Source organism: Actinospineispora acaciae DSM 45401 (assembly GCF_000620785.1).
GTDB classification, from domain to species: domain Bacteria; phylum Actinomycetota; class Actinomycetes; order Mycobacteriales; family Pseudonocardiaceae; genus Pseudonocardia; species Pseudonocardia acaciae.
Genome location: NZ_JIAI01000009.1, coordinates 80,909 through 97,325, shown reverse-complemented (window position 1 = coordinate 97,325; position 16,417 = coordinate 80,909). Strand labels below are relative to the sequence as shown.

Here is a 16,417-nt window from a genome sequence, read left to right as displayed (position 1 = left end):
ATGACCAGGTGCACTTCGAGCTGACCGAGGGCCAGCGCGGGGAGACCTCGCTGAGGTTCACCTTGCTCACTCCCGATGAGGCCCCCGACCAGAGCAAGACCGGACACCTGCGGCGGCGGCTCAACCAACTGCTCTTTGCCGACCTCCGGTTCTCCTACGGCCAGTGACTCACGTCAGGTGCCGGGAGAGGAACCGGGCCGCGTCGTCGCCCTCGAACCGAGGGACGCCGGTGTGCCCGCCCATGTTGGCGTGCAGCGTCTTCTCCGTGGAGCCGAAGGCGTCGAACAGGTCCAGGGCGGACTGCCGGTCGTTGCCTTCGTCGTCCCACTGCAGCAGGACCAGCAGCGGGATGGCGACCCGCCGGGCCTCCTCGAACAGGGCGCGGGGCACGAAGCTCCCGGCGAACAGGATGGCGGCCGCGATGCGCGGCTCGAACACCGCCAGCCGGACCCCGATGGCGATCACCCCGCCCGAGTACCCGACCGGGCCGCCGATCTCGGGCAGCGACAGCAGGGCGTCCAGGGTGGCCCGCCATTCCGGGACCGCCCGCTCGACCAGCGGGAGGACCAGCCGGTCGACGATCTCGCCGTCGACCGGCTCACCGGCCGCCACCGCCCGGCGCAGGTCGGCGCGTGCCTCCTCGGCGGCCGCCGAACGGGGCCGGTCACCACACCCGGGGAGCTCGATGGTGGCCGAGGCGTAGCCGTCCGCCGCCGCATGCCGGGCACGGGCCTCCACGCGGGCGTACATCGTGGTCAGCCCGCCGGGGTGGCCGAGCAGGATCAGCGGGGCGGGCGCGGCGCCGGGCGTCCAGAGGATCCCGGGGATCTCGCCGAGGGTGAACTTGCGTTCGAGTACGCCGTCGTCGAGGCGCCGTTCGGACGTGAAGCGCATGGGTCGTGCCTTTCGGGAGTGCTCGTGAACGGCGCTCCCGGACGACCTATCGTCCGACCGTGACCCCTGAGGGGAGCACCCATGTCGAAACGTTCACGGGTACCACCTCCTCGTTGCCTCGCACGGCCTGGCGGAAAGGTATCAGTCGCGCAGCATCTCCGCGATCAGGAACGCCAGCTCCAGGGACTGCTGGGTGTTCAGCCGGGGGTCGCAGGCCGTCTCGTAGCGGCCGTGCAGGTCGGCGTCGGAGATCTCCTGGGAGCCGCCCAGGCACTCCGTGACGTCCTCACCGGTGATCTCCACGTGCAGCCCGCCGGGGTGGGTGCCCAGCGCGTGGTGCACCTCGAAGAAGCCCTGCACCTCGTCCACGATCCGGTCGAAGTGGCGGGTCTTGTAGCCGGTGGTGGACTCGTGGGTATTGCCGTGCATCGGGTCGCACTGCCAGACCACCTTGTGCCCGGACGCGGTGACCTTCTCCACGATCGGCGGCAGCACGTCGCGCACCTTGCCGTTGCCCATCCGGCTGACCAGCGTGAGCCGCCCCGGCACGCCGTGCGGGTCGAGCCGCTCGACGTACTCCACCGCCAGCTCGGGGCTGGTGCCCGGGCCGATCTTCAGGCCGATCGGGTTGGCCAGCCCTTCGGCGAACGCGATGTGCGCGCCGTCGAGCTGGCGGGTCCGCTCCCCCACCCACAGGAAGTGCGAGGACAGGTCGTAGAGCTTGGGCTCGGCCGGGTCGCGGGTGTCCAGCCGGAGCATGGACCGCTCGTAGTCCAGCAGCAGCGCCTCGTGGCTGGCGTAGAACTCCACGCTGTGCAGGCTGGGGTCGTCCACCCCGCAGGCCTCCATGAAGCGCATGCCCCTGTCGATCTCGGTGGCCAGCGCCTCGTACCGCTCGGCGGCCCGGGAGTTGCGGATGAAGTCCTTGTTCCAGTCGTGCACAGAGGACAGCCCGGCCATCCCGGCCGCGGTCAGCGCCCTGACCATGTTCATCGCCGCGCTGGCGTTGGCGTAGGCGCGGATCATCCTGGTCGGGTCGGGGACGCGGGCCTCCGGCGTGGCCTTGATCGAGTTGACGATGTCGCCCCGGTAGGACGGCAGCCCGAGCGCGTCGAGTGGCGACGAGCGCGGCTTGGCGTACTGCCCGGCGATCCGGCCGAGCTTGACCACCGGCATGCTCGCCGCGTAGGTCAGCACCACGGCCATCTGCAGCAGCGTGCGGATGTTGCCCCTGATGTGCGGCTCGGTGTTGTCCGCGAACGTCTCCGCGCAGTCCCCGCCCTGCAGCAGGAACGCCTCCCCGCGGGCCACGGCGGCCAGCCGCCCGCGCAGCCGGTCCACCTCCTCGGGCACGGTGACCGGCGGCACGCTCTCCAGCACCGTCCGTACCTGGCGCACCACCGCCTGGTCGGGCCACTCGGGCTGTTGCGCGGCGGGCAGCGCCAGCGCGGCGTCCAGCCGGGAGCGCAGCTCGGGCGGCAGCGGCGGCAGTTCGGGCAGGTCGTCCAGCGGTGCGTCCACTGACCAGTTCACGATCGCCAAGGGTAGAGCAGTGCCCGTGAGTGGTTAGCGTTGCCATAACAACGCTAACCACTCACGGGTCTGGTCAGCCGAAGAAGACTTCGGCCTCGGCGTAGAGGGACGGGTCCACGGTCTTGATCTTCTCGGTGGCCTCGGACAGCGGCACGCGGACGATGTCGGTGCCGCGCAGGGCCACCATCGAGCCCCAGGCGGCGTCGTGCACGGCGTCGATGGCGTGCAGGCCGAAGCGGGTGGCCAGCCAGCGGTCCCGGCTGCTGGGGGTGCCGCCGCGCTGGACATGGCCGAGGACTGTGGTGCGCGCCTCCTTGCCGGTGCGCTGCTCGATCTCGCGGGCGATGGACTCGCCGATGCCACCCAGCCGGGGGTGGCCGAACGCGTCGGTCTCCCTGGTGACCAGCTCCATGGTGCCGTTGATCGGGGTCGCGCCCTCGGCCACCACGATGATCGGCGAGTACTGGGTGCGGAACCGGCTGTTCACCCAGTCGCAGACCTTCTCGATGCTGAACGGGATCTCCGGGATGAGGATGACGTTCGCGCCGCCGGCCAACCCGGAGTGCAGCGCGATCCAGCCGGCGTGCCGGCCCATCACCTCCACGATCAGCGCCCGGTGGTGCGACTCCGCGGTGGTGTGCAGCCGGTCGATCGCCTCGGTGGCGATGCCCACGGCGGTGTCGAACCCGAACGTGTAGTCGGTGCCGGACAGGTCGTTGTCGATCGTCTTTGGGACGCCGATCACCTGCACGCCCAGCTCGTGCAGCTTGGTGGCCACCCCGAGGGTGTCCTCGCCGCCGATCGCGATGAGCGCGTCGACCCCGAGGTTCATCAGCGTCTGGCGGATCCGCTCGACGCCGTTATCGATCTTGAACGGGTTGGTTCGGGACGAACCGAGGATGGTCCCTCCCCGGGGCAGGATGCCCCGCACGGCCGGGATGTCCAGCGTCCTGGTGTGGCCCTCCAGGGGGCCGCGCCAGCCGTCCCGGAACCCGACGAACTGGTAGTTGTACTCCGGTATCCCCTTGCGCACGATGGCCCGGATCACGGCGTTCAGCCCTGGACAGTCACCACCGCCGGTCAGCACTCCGATTCGCACGGCCTGAAGGTTCTCACGGACTGAATCGGTGCACCAAGCCGCCCCGTCTCGCCAGATGCGCCTCGATCGCGCGCCAGCGGGAGGCGTTGTGGCGGGCGTCGGCGAGGGCGTCGTGGGCGTCCTCAGGGGGCGCGGGCAGCGGCGGGCGGCCGGCGTCCTCCCAGCGCTGGCGCAGCTCCCGGGTGAACCGGGGCAGCGGCCGGGGCAGCGCCGGCATCGCGCCCCACAGCTGGCACAGCGCCACGTGGTCGTACGCCGCGATCCAGGCCCACAGCTCGATCTCCTCGCCGGGGGCGGTCAGGAAGTCGAGCAGCTCGTCGCGGATCGCCCGGCGCGAGCGCCACGCCGGGTCGGCCGGGGACGGCAGCTTGGGCAGCACGTTGGCGCGCACCCACGGCCCGGCGCGGCGGTCGTCGAACTCGGTGGACACGGCGTAGAACTCGCGGCCGTCCAGGTCGACCACGCCGATCGAGACCAGGTCGATCGTGGTGCCGTCCTCGATGAACTCGCAGTCGTAGAAGAAGCGCGCGGGCACTGGTCAGCTTGCCTTGGCCGACGGGATCCGGGCCGCCGGCCGGCCGTCACCGGACCGCGCCGCCGAGGCCATGTCCTCCTTGACCTTGGCCGCGTAGACGTCGACGTACTCCTGCCCGGACAGCTCCATCAGCGCGTACATGATCTCGTCGGTCATCGAGCGCTGGATGAACCTGTCGTTGGCCATCCCGTAGTAGCGGGAGAAGTCGATGGGTGCACCGATCTTGATCCGGACCTTGGCGGGGCGCCACATCCGGGAGCCGATCGGGTTGACCTTGAGCGTGCCGATCATGACCACCGGGATGACCTTGACCTCGGACTCCAGCGCCATCCGGGCCACGCCCGTCTTGCCCTTGTACAGCCGCCCGTCCGGCGAGCGGGTGCCCTCCGGGTAGATCCCGACCAGCCAGCCCTCGCCGAGCAGCCGGTTGCCGGTGTCCAGCGCGGCCCTGGCCGCCGAGCCGCTGCCCCTGTCGATCGGCACCTGCCCGACCGCGGTGAAGAACTGCTTCTTGCACCAGCCGACGAAGCCGGGCTGGGTGAAGTACTCCCGCTTGGCCATGAACGCGATCCGGCGGCGCACCAGCAGCGGCAGGAAGAACGAGTCGGCCACGGCGACGTGGTTACTGGCCAGCAAGGCGCCACCCCGCTCGGGGATGTTCTCCTCGCCCTCGATCGTCGGCCGGCACCACATCCGCATCAGTGGCCCCAGCAGCACGAACTTGAGCACCCAGTAGAGCACGTGGAAGCCGCCTCTCCTCCGCAGACCGCGTCCCAAGCCTACGGAGCCGTCCATACCCCGGACAACGCGGGACAAACAGATCGCGGGAAGGTCACCACTCCCGCTCGGGGGGTCGTTCATGTCACGATGGGCGTCGTGAGCCAGGCGGACCACGAGGACGACGGCCGGGCGGCCGACTCGTCCGCACGCGCGACCGCCTTCGACGAGATCGTCGCCGGGTGGGTGGCCGAGGGATCGGTGCCGAAGTGGCCGGACGGGCTGACCGACGACGACGCGGCTCCCGCCGCCCCCGCCCAACGGCCCGCGCCGACCGAGCCGCTGGCCGCGGTCGACCGAGACCGAGGCGCCGGGGCGGACGACGAGGAGCACTACGTCCCGCCCGAGCCGCCCCCGCTGCCCCGCCTGCGCGCCAGCACCTCGATCGGCCTTGCGCTGCTCGGGCTGGGCCTGGTGCTGCTGGTCGTGCCCGGCCTGCTCGGCAGCAGCGCGTCCCTGGCCTTCCCCCTGGGCCTGGTGTCCCTGGCCATGGGCCTGGGCTGGCTGGTCCTGCGCGCCTGGCCGTCCAAACCCGACGACGACGGCCACGACGACGGCGCCGTGCTGTAACCGCTAGCGGCGGGAGCGGGCTTCCCTGGCCAGTTCGGCGGCACCGATCACGCCGCCCTCCTCGCCGAGCTGCGCGGTGCGGATGCGGGCCAGCGGGCGGTGTTGTCCCCCGGTGACCACGCGGGCGTAGTGCTCGCGGGCGTCGTCCAGGAACAGCGTCGCGGAGCCGGACACCCCGCCGCCGATCACCACCAGCTCCGGGTCGTAGACGTCCGCGACCAGCGCCAGCCCCTCGCCGAGCCAGCGGGCCAGCTCGGCCATCGCGCGCCGGCCCAGCGGGTCGCCGTCCCGCGCGGCGGTGGCCACCTGCCGGCCGGTGATGCCGCGCGCCTCCAGCTTGGCCATCCGGGCCAGCGTCGGGGACGCGGACGGGTCGGCGGCGAGCAGCTCGACCAGCGTGGTGACCAGCGCGGTGCCGCTGCAGTAGCGCTCCCAGCAGCCGCGCTTGCCGCACGGGCAGGGCCGCCCGTCGGGGACGACCCGCAGGTGCCCCAGCTCGGGCGCCACGCCGTGCGCGCCCCGGTAGAGGCGGCCGTCGATCAGCAGCGCGGCGCCGATGCCGGTGCCGAGCGCGATGAACAGGATGGAGCGGGCCCGGGCGCCGGAGCCGGACGCGGCGCCGAACCGGCGCTCGGCCAGGGCGGCGGCGTTGGCGTCGTGCTCGATTACCACGGGCAGGGCGCAGCGCTCGGCGATGCGGTCGGCCACCGGGACGCCGCGCCAGGGCAGGTGCGGGGCGAACCTGACCACCCGCCGGTCCGGGGTGACGAACCCGGCCAGCGCGAGGCCGACGGCGCAGACGGGGTGGCGGGCGGCCAGTTCGGCGATCACGCCGACGATCGCGGACTCCAGGGCGGTGTCCTGGCCGGGGGTGGCCGCTCGCGCGGTGTCCAGCACGGTGCCGTCGGCGTCCACCACTCCGGCCCGCACGCTGGTCCCACCGACGTCGACCCCGACGGTCAGCACGGGCCGGTGCGCGGCCCGACCGGCTGGTCGTCGCGGGCCACCGCTATCCGCTGCACCCTCGGCGGGTGGGAGGTGCCGGGCGGGCGGGGCTCGCGCTCGGGCGCCCCGACGCCCTCGTCCAGCGCCGTGCGCAGCACCGCGAGCAGCTCGGCCGCCTGGTCGGCCAGCCGCACCGCCAGCTCGGAGCGCCCGCCGCGCAGCACCGTGATCACCGCGCACACCGGGCAGTCCGCGCAGCTGCTCGGCTCCGGGTGGTCCGGGTCGGGCGGCTGGGTGCGGACGCGTTCGACCAGCGGCTCCAGCAGCCGCAGCGCGTCACCGGCGTAGCCGCGCCACTCGTCGGCCAGCGTGGCGTGCCCGGAACAGTCCGTCATCGCTCTCGCCTCACTCGCCGGCGGGCTGGACAGGCGCTCTTCACGGGGTTGCTTTCGGTCCGGTGCGGGTCGCGCCGCGCGTTTTCCAGACCGAGGGGTCCGGACGGAACATCACCGCGAGCCGGTCGGTGCCGACCCGGGCGCCGAGCACCTCGCAGCGGCACAGCACCGAGGGCAGCGCGACCAGCCGGCGCACCCCGCCGACGGTGACCGCCAGGTCGTCGTCGATGCGGGTCAGCTCCAGCGGCGTGCGCCGGTCCAGCCCTGGCAGTCGCAGCGCCAGCTCGAACTCCGAGTCCAGCGCGATACCGTCACCGCCGGTCCGGCGCACGGACAGCAACGGCGGCGCGTCCGCCCCGGCCAGCGGCTCGTCCTCGCCGTACACTTCGTCGCCCAGCTCGGCCAGGGCGGTCAGCCCGATCGGCTCGGCGGCGGTGTACGGCACCACCCGAACGGCACCACCGTCACAACCGCTCCACAGCGCGGACAGCTCGCCCAGCACCTCCTGCTGCTCGGCGTGCCGGGCGCGCACCCAGCGGGCGGCCGGCCCCCAGGTGGACGGCGCGATGGGCGGCACCATTCGGTTGGCGATGATCCCGTCCACCCGCAGCCCGTGCAGCGCCAGCGCGGTCATGGTCCGCCTGCTCTCGGCGGCGACCAGCCGCTCCGGCGTCAACACCAGGCGGATGCTGGTGCTGTCGTGGTCGGCGAGCATGGCGCGCAGCGCGGCCACCTGCTCGGCCAGCCGTCCCAGCGCATCGGCGGCGCCGTCCCAGTCCAGCGACCCGTTGGGGGCGCCCGTCTTACCGGACGCAATGCCCGCCAGCAGCCCGCGCACCGCGCGCCGATGCGCCGGGTACAGCCGCTCCAGGTACCCGCCGATCGCCTCCGGCAGGCCGAGCAGCCGCAGCGTCTCAGCCGTCGGCCCGCAGTCCACGATCACCACGTCCCACAGGCCGGTGCCGGCCAGCCGCTGCACCTCGCCGAGCGCGAGCAGCTCCTCCACGCCGGGCAGCCAGGTCAGCTCGTCGGCCACCAGCTCGTCCACCCCGGCGCCGGCCAGCACGGTCCGTAGGTGCCCGCGCAGCTCGCCCCAGGCGCCTTCCAGCAGCGCCCGGTTGTCCAGGTGCGCGGCGAACAGGCCCGGCCCCACCTCGGTCGGCTCGGCGTCCAGCGGGGCGTCCAGGGCGTCGCCGAGCGAGTGCGCGGGGTCGGCGGAGACCACCAGCGCCTTGCGGCCGGCGCGGGCCACCCTGGCGGCGGTGGCGGCGGCCAGCGTGGTCTTACCGACGCCGCCCTTTCCGGTGAACAGCAGGATGCGCACCGCGTCCCCACCTTCGCTGTGTTTCGACGAAAGACCCCCGCGCGCCGGTCAGCCCTCGACCCGACGCTTCAACTCCTTCAGCGCGGTGTCGATGATGATCTTCTCGGCCTTCCGGCGAAGCATGCCGATCATCGGAATGCTCAGCTCGACGCTCAGCGAGTAAGTCACCCTGGTACCCACGCCCGACGGTTCCAACACGTAGGAGCCCTGCTGAGCCCGTTGGATCTGTCCCTTGGTGAGCCGCCAGCGCACCGACAACCCATCTTCCGCCCAGTCGTAGGCCAGCGTGTAGGTGTCCTTGAACACACCGGCGTCCAGGCCGAACCGCACCTCGGCCGCCCTGCCACCCGGCCCCTCGGCGACCACCTCGACGCTCTGCACCGCCCCCGCCCACTCCGGGTAGGCCGGGAAGTCCGCGATCACCGCCATGATCCGCTCCGGCGCGGCGTCGATCGTGATGGACTGCGTCGTGGAGTCGGCCATGGCGGCAGGTTACCGGCGCGGCAAGCCCGGCTCGCTCACCAGGTGAGCACGTACGGGCGCTCGGTGCGGCGGAAGTGGCCGACGTTCACGCACTCGGTCCGTCCCACCCGCGCCCTGGCGGCCATCGGCTGGTGCACGTGCCCGAACAGCGCGGCCCGTGGCCGCTCGCGCTCGATCACGCCCAGCAGCGCGTCGCTGCCCACCTCGGTGCGCCGGGAGACGACGTCGTAGGCCAGCTCGGGCACCCGGGGCGGCACGTGGCTGCACAGCACGTCCACGCTGCCCAGCGCGGCGCAGGCGGCGTCGTACTCGTCCTGGTGGCGCACGTACGGCCGCCAGGGACCGCCGCGCGCGGAGTCCCTCGGCCGCGCCCACGGCAGCCCGCCGACGAAGCCGAACCGCAGCCCGTCCAGCTCGACCACGTCGCCGTCCAGCACCCGCACGCCGGGCCTGAGGAACTCCGGCCACAGGTGCGGCAGGTCGACGTTGCCCGGGGTCAGGAACGTCGGCACCGGCAGCGCGTCGAACAGCCGCCGGTACTGCTCGCGGGCGGCGTCCTCCAGGGTGGCCTTCGGGTCGGGCAGGCCGGCCCACAGCGACTGGGCGTAGGCGCCCAGCTCGCCGGGCTCCCCGTTGATCCGCAGCCAGGCGAACCGGGCCACCGCCTCCGGCCCGAACACCTGCGCGAGGATGCCCTTCGAGTGGTCGTCGTAGTCCACGAAGTTGAGCAGGTCGCCGAGCACGAGCAGGGCGTCCGCCCCTTCCCCGGCCCGCGCCAGCGCGGCGCTGTTGCCATGCACGTCCGCCACCACGTGGACCCGCGTCACGGCGGCGGCTCGCCGGCGGGGCGGCCCTGCTCCAGCAGGTCCTTCAGGCCGAGCGCTATCGACTTGGCCGCGCGCTGGCGCCGGGAGATCTCGGCCATCGCCCGCCGGGGGCGCAGCGGGCTGGGGCGCCCGGCCTGGTCGGGCGGGTCGGCGCGCAGGTAGTAGTGCAGCACCGTGCCGTCCAGCACCGGCTCCAGCCAGACCTCCATGCTGCCGACCAGCGCGCCGTGCACCGTCCACCGAAAGCCCCGCTCGCCCCGGTCGGTGACCACGCTCAACCGCAGGTCGGGCCAGTACCGCCGCCAGCTCGCCGGGTCGGCGAACTCGGCCGCCACCCGGGGCGGCGGGACGGCGAGGAACGTCTCGTCCACCACGTCCACCGTGCCCACGGCCCCGACCGTATCCGGGCCCGGCGCGGCGCGGTGCGGCGGCTCGCCCGTCGATCTGTGATCAAGCCCTCCCCTACTGGCGGGTAGCCGTTATAGGTTGGGCGCCACGCGATGACGGACACAGGGGTCGGGAGGCTTCGGATGCGGGAGTACGTGGTGCCGACGGTGGAGGAGGTGTCCGACAACGAGAGCCTTGCCGACACCGTCTTCGACAACGCCGACCGCTTCCCCGAGGCGGTCAGTTTCCGCCGCAAGGTCGGCGACGGCTGGGTGGACGTCACCGCCAAGGAATTCGCCGACCAGGTCGGCGAGGTGGCCCGGGGCCTGATCGCCTCGGGCATCGAGCCGGGCGACCGGGTGGCGATCCTGTCCCGCACCCGGTTCGAGTGGACGCTGGTGGACTACGCCATCGCGGCGGTCGGCGCCACCACCGTGCCGATCTACCACAGCTCCTCCGACGAGCAGATCTCCTGGATCCTGTCCGACTCCGGGGCGGTCGCCGTCTTCGTGGAGTCCGAGGCGAACGGCGCGTCCGTGGCCGAGCTGCGCGACCGGCTGCCGGCGCTGCGCCACGTCTGGCAGATCGAGCCGGACGTCGAGCGGCTGGCCGCCGACAGCGCGTCGGTGACGGCCTCGCAGCTGGACGAGCGACGCGCCGGGATACGGGCCGACGACCTGTCCACGCTCATCTACACCTCGGGCACGACCGGGCGCCCGAAGGGCTGCGAGGTGACGCACCGCAACCTGCTCGCCGAGCTGAAGGCGGCCACCCGCGCGTTCCCCGAGCTGCTCGCCTCGGACGGCTCGGTGCTGCTGTTCCTGCCGCTCGCGCACGTGCTCGCCAAGATCATCCAGTGCGGCGGGGTGTACAGCCGGACCACCATCGGGCACGTCGCCGACACATCGAACCTGGTCGACGAGCTGGCCTCGTTCCAGCCGACGTTCGTGCTGTCCGTGCCCAGGGTCTTCGAGAAGGTCTTCAACGGCGCGCAGCAGCGCGCGCACTCGTCGGGGAAGGGGGCCATCTTCGACGCGGCCGCCGCGACGGCCGAGGAGTGGAGCCGGGCGCAGCCGTCGCCCGGGCTGCCGTTACGGCTGCGGCACGCGTTGTTCGACAAGCTCGTGTACGGGAAGCTGCGTGCCGCGCTGGGTGGGCGGTGCGTGGCCGCGGTGTCGGGCGGCGCGCCGCTGGGCGAGCGGCTGGGGCACTTCTTCCGGGGTGTCGGGCTGCCGGTGTACGAGGGGTACGGGCTGACCGAGACGACGGCGGCGGCCACGCTGAACACCCCGGCCGCGCAGCGCATCGGCACCGTCGGGCGGCCGATCGCCGGCACGGGGGTGCGGATCGGCGACGACGGGGAGGTGCTGATCCGGGGCGACGTGGTGTTCCGCGGGTACTGGCACAACCGGGAGGCCACCGAGGACGCCATCGCGGACGGCTGGTTCCACACGGGTGATCTCGGTGAGCTGGACGATGCCGGGTTCTTGCGGATTACCGGCCGGAAGAAGGAGCTGATCGTCACTGCGGCCGGCAAGAACGTCGCCCCGGCCGCGCTGGAGGATCGGCTGCGGGCGCATCCGCTGATCAGCCAGTGCATGGTGGTCGGGGACCGGCAGCCGTTCATCGGGGCGCTCATCACGCTTGATCCGGAGGCGTTGCCTGGCTGGCGGGAACGTCACGGCAAGCCGGTGCCCGCCGATCCGGCCGATCCGTCCGACGTGGTGAACGATCCGGAGCTGCTCGCGGAGATCGACCAGGCTGTGGCGGAGGCGAACCAGGCGGTCTCGCACGCGGAGGCGATCAAGAAGTACCGGGTGCTGACGGTGGACTTCACCGAGGCGGGTGGGGAGCTCACGCCGACGCTCAAGCTCAAGCGCGGCGTGGTGGCCAAGTCATACGCCGACCAGATCGACGCGTTGTACCGGGACGCGGCCGCCGGCCGGAGCTAGACCGACGGTCGGTCGGTTTTGGTCGTGGTTGGCGGTTGGTGCGGGGTCGTTTACGGAGTGTGACTTCGGAGGTTGCGGCCGTTTCGTCGACATCGACGCCGGTGGTGGTATAGCGGCTGGACACCGCCGCTCCTGTCGATCTCCATGGGCCGGGTGCGGCCGGCGGGCGGGCAACGCCGTGGTGAACGGTCACACGGGGTTACGCCCCGGCCGCGAGCTAGACCGACCGTCGGTCGGTTCGCATCGACGCCGGACACGAGCTAGACCGACCGTCGGTCGGTTCGCGCCGACGCCGCACACGAACTAGACCGACCGTCGGTCGGTCCCCGCCGGTGCCGCACACGAACTAGACAAACCGCCCGCCCACTACGGACCGGCGCCGCACCCACGAACTAAACAGACCGACGGTCGGTCTGTCTCGGAACGGTCGGCCACGCACCCCCGGACAAAAACCCGGCGAGCCGCCCGGCGGACCGCTCCCACCCCCACTCCCGGCGCATCCACGCACGCCCGGCCGCACCCATCGCCCGCGCGCGATCCCCATCCCCCAACAGCCCCGCCAGCACCCCGGCCACCCCGGCCACATCCCGCCCGTCGACCACCTCACCGGTCTCCCCGGGACGAACCGTCTCCGGCGCCCCTCCAGACCCGCCGGCCACCACCGGCAGCCCGCACGCCGCCGCCTCCAACAGCGCGATGCCAAGTCCCTCCACATCCAGCCCCCGCCCCCGGGTGCGACAAGGCATCGCGAACACATCCCCAACCGCATGGTGCGCAGGCAACTCGCCCCACCGCACCGCCCCGGTGAACACGACGTCCTCACCCACCCCGTACGAAGCCGCCAGCCGCCGCAACCGCCCGGCATCCGGCCCGTCCCCGACCAGCACCAACGCCGCCCCCGGCACCTCCCGCCGAACCAACGGCAGCGCGGCGACCAACGCATCCTGCCCCTTACGAGCGACCAGCCGAGACACGCAGCTGATCACCGGCCGTCCCCCCAGCCGATACCGAGCACGCAGCTCGGCGCGCGCACCCGGATCCGGGCGGAAGCGGTCGCTGTCGATCCCGGGCGGCAGGTGTTCGAGCGCGGCCATCGGCCCGAACGCGGCGGCGAGCCGGCGCCTGGTGTACCGCGACACCACCGTGACCACGTCCGCGTCCGCACCGATCCGCCGCAGCGCCTGCCGAGCCCCCGGCAGCATCGACCACCCGACCTCGTGACCGTGCGTGCTGGCCACCACCCGGTCCGCCCGCAACCCCCGCCCGAGCAACGCCAGCGGGGCGGCCGCGCCGAACCACACCGCGTCACACCCGTAATACCCGGCCAGCTCCGCCGCCCGGCGCGCGACGGCGGGCACCGGCAGCATCAGCGAACCGGGATGCCGGTGCACCGGGAACGGCGCCGCGGCGTCGAACTCCTCCGCCCCCGGCCACGCCGGCGCATAGACCACGACCTCGCCGGCCGGAAGCCGCGCCACCAGCTCGGCCAGATACCCCTGGATCCCTCCTACCCGAGGCGGGAAGTCGTTGGTCACCAGCAGGGTCGGCATCGCCCGGTCAGGCTAACCCAGCCCGGAGACAGAAAAGGCGGCGGCCGGGTTCGAACAACACCGGCCGCCGCCCGCTGCTGGGGAGCGGAGAAATCCGAGGGCAGCTAGAGTCGCCGGGCGCCGGCGTAACTCTTCATCCTGGACAGGTCCGAGTACCGCACCGTGTCGCCGGTCTGGACCGCGTTGAGCACCTTGCCGTTGCCGGCGTAGATGCCGACGTGCGTGATCGGGCTGTAGAAGAAGATCAGGTCACCGGGCTGTAGGTCGCTCTTCTGCACCGGCTTGCCGACGCTGGCCTGCGAGGCCGCCGATCTCGGCATGGTGATCCCGACCCGCTTGAACGCCCAGTAGACCAGGCCGGAGCAGTCGAAGCCTCTCGGCCCGGTGCCGCCCCAGACGTAGGGGCCGCCCATCCGGCTCATGGCCGCCTTGAGGGCCAGCGCGCCCTTGCTGGTGCCCAGCACGACGCCGAGGGGCGAACCCTCGTCGGCGGTCCGCGCGGCCTTCTCGGCGGGGCTGAGCCGGCCGAGCAGCTGCTGCGCCTGTGCGATGCGGGTGTCGGCCTGCTGCTTGCGCACGCCGATCTCGTCCAGCGCCGTGCGCGCCTGCGCGGCGGCCTCCTGGGCGCGGGTGACGGCGTTGCCGGCCTCGGTCCGGGCCTCGGTCGCGGCGGCCACCAGGGCCTGCGCCTGGTCCAACATCGCCTTCTGGTCGGACGTGAACGACTCGAGCGTCGTCATCTGGTCCAGGAAGTCGCTCGGCGAGTCGCTGAGCACCAGCGCGTTGAGCTCGTCCAGCCGGCCGCTCTCCATGGCCTCGCTGGTGACCTTGTCGACGACCTGGACGCGGAACTTCTCCTCGGCGGCCTGCGCGCGCTCGGCGGCCTGGCGCGACGGCTCGACGGCGGCCTGTGCCCGCTGCGCCTGCTCGTTGCGCGCATCCAGCTGGTCCTTGGCGGCGTGCCACTGCTCGGTGAGCGCTTCCGCCTCGTGCTGCGCGGACGCGAGCTGGGCGGCGGCGTCCGAGGGCTTCGGAGCGCCGGGAGGCGGCGGCGGGTCGGCGTATGCGGGGCCCACCAGTACGACGCCGAGGATCAGTGCCATCACGGTCGCGGAGAGTGCGCCTACGAACGAACGCAGGTGTCCTCTGGACGCCACGACACCAATCTCCTTCCCTGAGACCGTCCAGGGCGGCGCGCGCAGCCAGGGTGCGGAGCCGGACTGGACGCACCCGACTCGACTCGCGCGGCCGCCGTATGGCGGCGACCTCACGGCGCCAATCGGGGAGCGAAAGGCAGACGCCCCGCAAGGTCTCGGGGAGATTACGGAGGTGGGGCGGCAAGGTCCAGAAGCACCCCCCTCCGGCGTGGCGCGGTCACAACGAAAACTCAATCGTCACTGGAGGTGTCCGATCGTCGTTTTGTAACAGCATCTGGTTACCCTGCGTTGCTCAAATCGTCGTTCGTAGGCGACGTGGGTGATGCTCGCCGCAGGTCGGTGGCCACCAGTCGCAACCTCGGAACCAACCCCTGGTCCGCGAGCACGCTGAGCGCGCGGCACTCCGGTGCGTCGAGCTGCAGTGTTCGAGCGCCGGACGGCAGGTTCGGTTCGTCGGCGGCACCCGGCATGCCGAGGAACACCCCCACCACGCAGTCCTCGCAGGCGTCCCCTCGCACCGCGCATCCGTCGCAGTCGATGATCATTTCGTGGTCTCCCGTCTGTCGGTTCGGTAGCGACACGACGGACGGTAGGGCGACCCCCCGACAATCTTCGGGCGGGAACGGGCTCAGCCCCGGGACAACAGGTCCAACAGCACCGAGGACGCCAGCGGGTGCGCCCCGCCCCGGTGCACCGACTCCGCCACCGCCCGGTCCGAGCTGACCACCAGGACCGGCCGCCCGAACGGCTCGGACCCGACCAGCTCCCGGATCACGTCGTCGGCCGTCACCCCGGGGTCGCTGAACAGCACCCGCACGCCACGGGGCTGCCGGCTCGGCCCGCCCGCCACCGCCGCCCCGTCGAACACCACGGTGATCTCGGCGCCGGTCCGCGCGGCCAGCGCTCCCAGCGCGCCGACCAGCCGGGTCCGCTGGTCGAACAGGGTCAGCTCGGGGTAGCCGGTCTTGCTCACGTTGTAGCCGTCCACGATCAGGTGTACGGACGGCAGCGCGAGCAGCCGGTCCAGCCCGGACGGGTCGCTCACCCTGGCCGCCTCGGGCCGCAGCGGCCGGGCGCCGCGCACCAGGTCGGCCGGGCGCGGACCGCCACGGCCGCCGCCACCCAGCGCCAGCTCCCCCCGGATGCCGGCCACCGCCCCGGCGAGCGTGTCCAGCAGCAGCTCCAGCCGTGCCTCGTCGGCCTTGCGCGCCTCCCTGGCGGCCGCCCGCGCGCCGCTGGCCTGCTCACCGGCCCGCGCCGCGCGCGCCCGCTCGGCGTTGGCCCGCTCCCGCGCCCTGTCCCGCTCCGACACCGCCACCGCCAGCTCCTCGGCGCTGGTCCGGCGCAGCTCGGCCAGCTCGCTCTCGGCGGCCCGGGTGCGGTCCTCCGCGGCGCGCACCCGCATGCCCTGCTCGCGGATCCGGCGCCGCAGCTTCTCCAGCTCCCGCTCCATCTCCGGCACCACCTGGCGGGCGCCGGAACGCGCCTCGGCCAGCTCGGCTCGCAGCCGCTCCAGCTCGGCGGTGAGCTTGTCGACCCTGGCCAGCGCGGCGTCCCGTTCGGCGCGCAGCGCCCCCACGTCCACCCGTTCGGCCACCGAGGCGACCAGCTCGGTGGCGTCCTCGGCGCCGGTCAGCACCGCGACGGCGGCCGCCGTGACCCGGTCCGTCCCGGGTTCGTCGCCGGCGCGGTGCTCGGTCCACCAGGCGACCACCGCGGACCGGAACGCCGACGACTCGCGCAGCTCGCCGAGCAGCGCCCGAGCGCCCAACCGTGCCCGCTTGCCGGGGGTGAACCGCGCCAGCCGGCGCAGCGCGGAGGGCACGTCCGAGGGCGGCAGCTCGCCGACCGCGACCGACGCGATCTCGGCGAGCCGTACGCGCACCGGCTCCGGTAGCGCGGCCCAGCCCTGGTCACCCATTAATACAGGCTAGTAGTCAAGTCGCCGGCGGGCCGGCCCTGTCATCCGAAATCGTCGGTCCCGGGCCC

At 72.9% G+C, this 16,417-nt stretch carries 18 protein-coding genes; 3 read left to right on the top strand and 15 right to left on the bottom strand.

Annotated features, from left to right (window positions below; genetic code table 11):
* Positions 1 to 8: 8 nt before the first annotated feature.
* The gene (locus N912_RS65990; RefSeq protein WP_245645576.1) at positions 9 to 167 is read left to right on the top strand and encodes a hypothetical protein; all 159 of its coding nucleotides are present in this window, start codon (positions 9 to 11) and stop codon (positions 165 to 167) included.
* Position 168: 1 nt separating this feature from the next.
* On the opposite strand, the gene N912_RS0132550 is transcribed toward N912_RS65990, so the two are convergent.
* The 5 genes from N912_RS0132550 to N912_RS0132530 all read right to left on the bottom strand — a co-directional run bounded on the left by N912_RS0132550 (position 169) and on the right by N912_RS0132530 (position 4,802).
* Positions 169 to 894 carry a dienelactone hydrolase family protein gene (locus tag N912_RS0132550; RefSeq protein ID WP_028925693.1) on the bottom strand — a complete coding sequence of 242 codons (726 nt, stop codon included), beginning with the start codon at positions 892 to 894 and terminating at the stop codon, positions 169 to 171.
* A gap of 141 nt (positions 895 to 1,035) precedes the next feature.
* The gene (locus N912_RS0132545; protein WP_028925692.1) at positions 1,036 to 2,427 is read right to left on the bottom strand and encodes a class II 3-deoxy-7-phosphoheptulonate synthase; all 1,392 of its coding nucleotides are present in this window, start codon (positions 2,425 to 2,427) and stop codon (positions 1,036 to 1,038) included.
* Positions 2,428 to 2,500: 73 nt separating this feature from the next.
* On the bottom strand, positions 2,501 to 3,526 hold the full coding sequence (locus N912_RS0132540) for a 6-phosphofructokinase (RefSeq protein WP_028925691.1): 1,026 nt from the start codon (positions 3,524 to 3,526) through the stop codon (positions 2,501 to 2,503).
* A gap of 13 nt (positions 3,527 to 3,539) precedes the next feature.
* Positions 3,540 to 4,061, bottom strand: coding sequence for a polyadenylate-specific 3'-exoribonuclease AS (locus N912_RS0132535; RefSeq protein WP_028925690.1), 522 nt, complete (start codon positions 4,059 to 4,061; stop codon positions 3,540 to 3,542).
* 3 nt (positions 4,062 to 4,064) lie between these two features.
* The gene (locus N912_RS0132530) at positions 4,065 to 4,802 is read right to left on the bottom strand and encodes a lysophospholipid acyltransferase family protein (protein WP_028925689.1); all 738 of its coding nucleotides are present in this window, start codon (positions 4,800 to 4,802) and stop codon (positions 4,065 to 4,067) included.
* Positions 4,803 to 4,937: 135 nt separating this feature from the next.
* Here N912_RS0132530 and N912_RS56115 point away from each other — a divergent pair, with 135 nt between their 5' ends.
* A complete protein-coding gene (locus tag N912_RS56115; RefSeq protein ID WP_064745469.1) occupies positions 4,938 to 5,408 on the top strand; it encodes a hypothetical protein in 471 nt (156 codons plus the stop codon).
* Positions 5,409 to 5,411: 3 nt separating this feature from the next.
* On the opposite strand, the gene N912_RS0132520 is transcribed toward N912_RS56115, so the two are convergent.
* From N912_RS0132520 to N912_RS0132495, 6 genes are read right to left on the bottom strand one after another with little or no spacing between them, the layout of a single operon-like run.
* Positions 5,412 to 6,374, bottom strand: a complete 963-nt coding sequence (locus N912_RS0132520) for an ROK family protein (protein WP_028925688.1) — start codon at positions 6,372 to 6,374, stop codon at positions 5,412 to 5,414.
* A complete protein-coding gene (locus N912_RS56110; protein WP_051581127.1) occupies positions 6,368 to 6,748 on the bottom strand; it encodes a hypothetical protein in 381 nt (126 codons plus the stop codon). Before N912_RS56110 ends, N912_RS0132520 begins: the two co-directional genes overlap by 7 nt.
* A 40-nt stretch (positions 6,749 to 6,788) precedes the next feature.
* Entirely contained in the window at positions 6,789 to 8,072 is a 1,284-nt protein-coding gene (locus tag N912_RS56105; RefSeq protein ID WP_051581126.1) for an ArsA family ATPase, read from the bottom strand.
* Positions 8,073 to 8,120: 48 nt separating this feature from the next.
* The gene (locus N912_RS0132505; RefSeq protein WP_028925687.1) at positions 8,121 to 8,555 is read right to left on the bottom strand and encodes an SRPBCC family protein; all 435 of its coding nucleotides are present in this window, start codon (positions 8,553 to 8,555) and stop codon (positions 8,121 to 8,123) included.
* 35 nt (positions 8,556 to 8,590) lie between these two features.
* A complete protein-coding gene (locus tag N912_RS0132500) occupies positions 8,591 to 9,382 on the bottom strand; it encodes a metallophosphoesterase family protein (RefSeq protein WP_028925686.1) in 792 nt (263 codons plus the stop codon).
* Positions 9,379 to 9,771 (bottom strand): hypothetical protein, encoded by a 393-nt coding sequence (locus N912_RS0132495; protein WP_028925685.1) that lies wholly within the window; start codon positions 9,769 to 9,771, stop codon positions 9,379 to 9,381. Before N912_RS0132495 ends, N912_RS0132500 begins: the two co-directional genes overlap by 4 nt.
* A gap of 141 nt (positions 9,772 to 9,912) precedes the next feature.
* Here N912_RS0132495 and N912_RS0132490 point away from each other — a divergent pair, with 141 nt between their 5' ends.
* On the top strand, positions 9,913 to 11,721 hold the full coding sequence (locus tag N912_RS0132490; RefSeq protein WP_028925684.1) for an AMP-dependent synthetase/ligase: 1,809 nt from the start codon (positions 9,913 to 9,915) through the stop codon (positions 11,719 to 11,721).
* A gap of 392 nt (positions 11,722 to 12,113) precedes the next feature.
* Here N912_RS0132490 and N912_RS56100 read toward each other — a convergent pair whose 3' ends face one another.
* From N912_RS56100 to N912_RS56090, 4 genes are all read right to left on the bottom strand, one after another.
* On the bottom strand, positions 12,114 to 13,271 hold the full coding sequence (locus tag N912_RS56100) for a glycosyltransferase family 4 protein (RefSeq protein ID WP_037067830.1): 1,158 nt from the start codon (positions 13,269 to 13,271) through the stop codon (positions 12,114 to 12,116).
* 104 nt (positions 13,272 to 13,375) lie between these two features.
* Positions 13,376 to 14,374: a C40 family peptidase gene (locus tag N912_RS0132480; RefSeq protein WP_051581125.1), complete on the bottom strand. Its 999-nt coding sequence runs from the start codon at positions 14,372 to 14,374 to the stop codon at positions 13,376 to 13,378.
* A 332-nt stretch (positions 14,375 to 14,706) separates the two neighbouring features.
* Positions 14,707 to 14,973 (bottom strand): hypothetical protein, encoded by a 267-nt coding sequence (locus tag N912_RS56095; protein ID WP_051581124.1) that lies wholly within the window; start codon positions 14,971 to 14,973, stop codon positions 14,707 to 14,709.
* Between the two features lie 83 nt (positions 14,974 to 15,056).
* Positions 15,057 to 16,349, bottom strand: a complete 1,293-nt coding sequence (locus tag N912_RS56090; protein WP_037067827.1) for an NYN domain-containing protein — start codon at positions 16,347 to 16,349, stop codon at positions 15,057 to 15,059.
* Positions 16,350 to 16,417 lie beyond the last annotated feature (68 nt).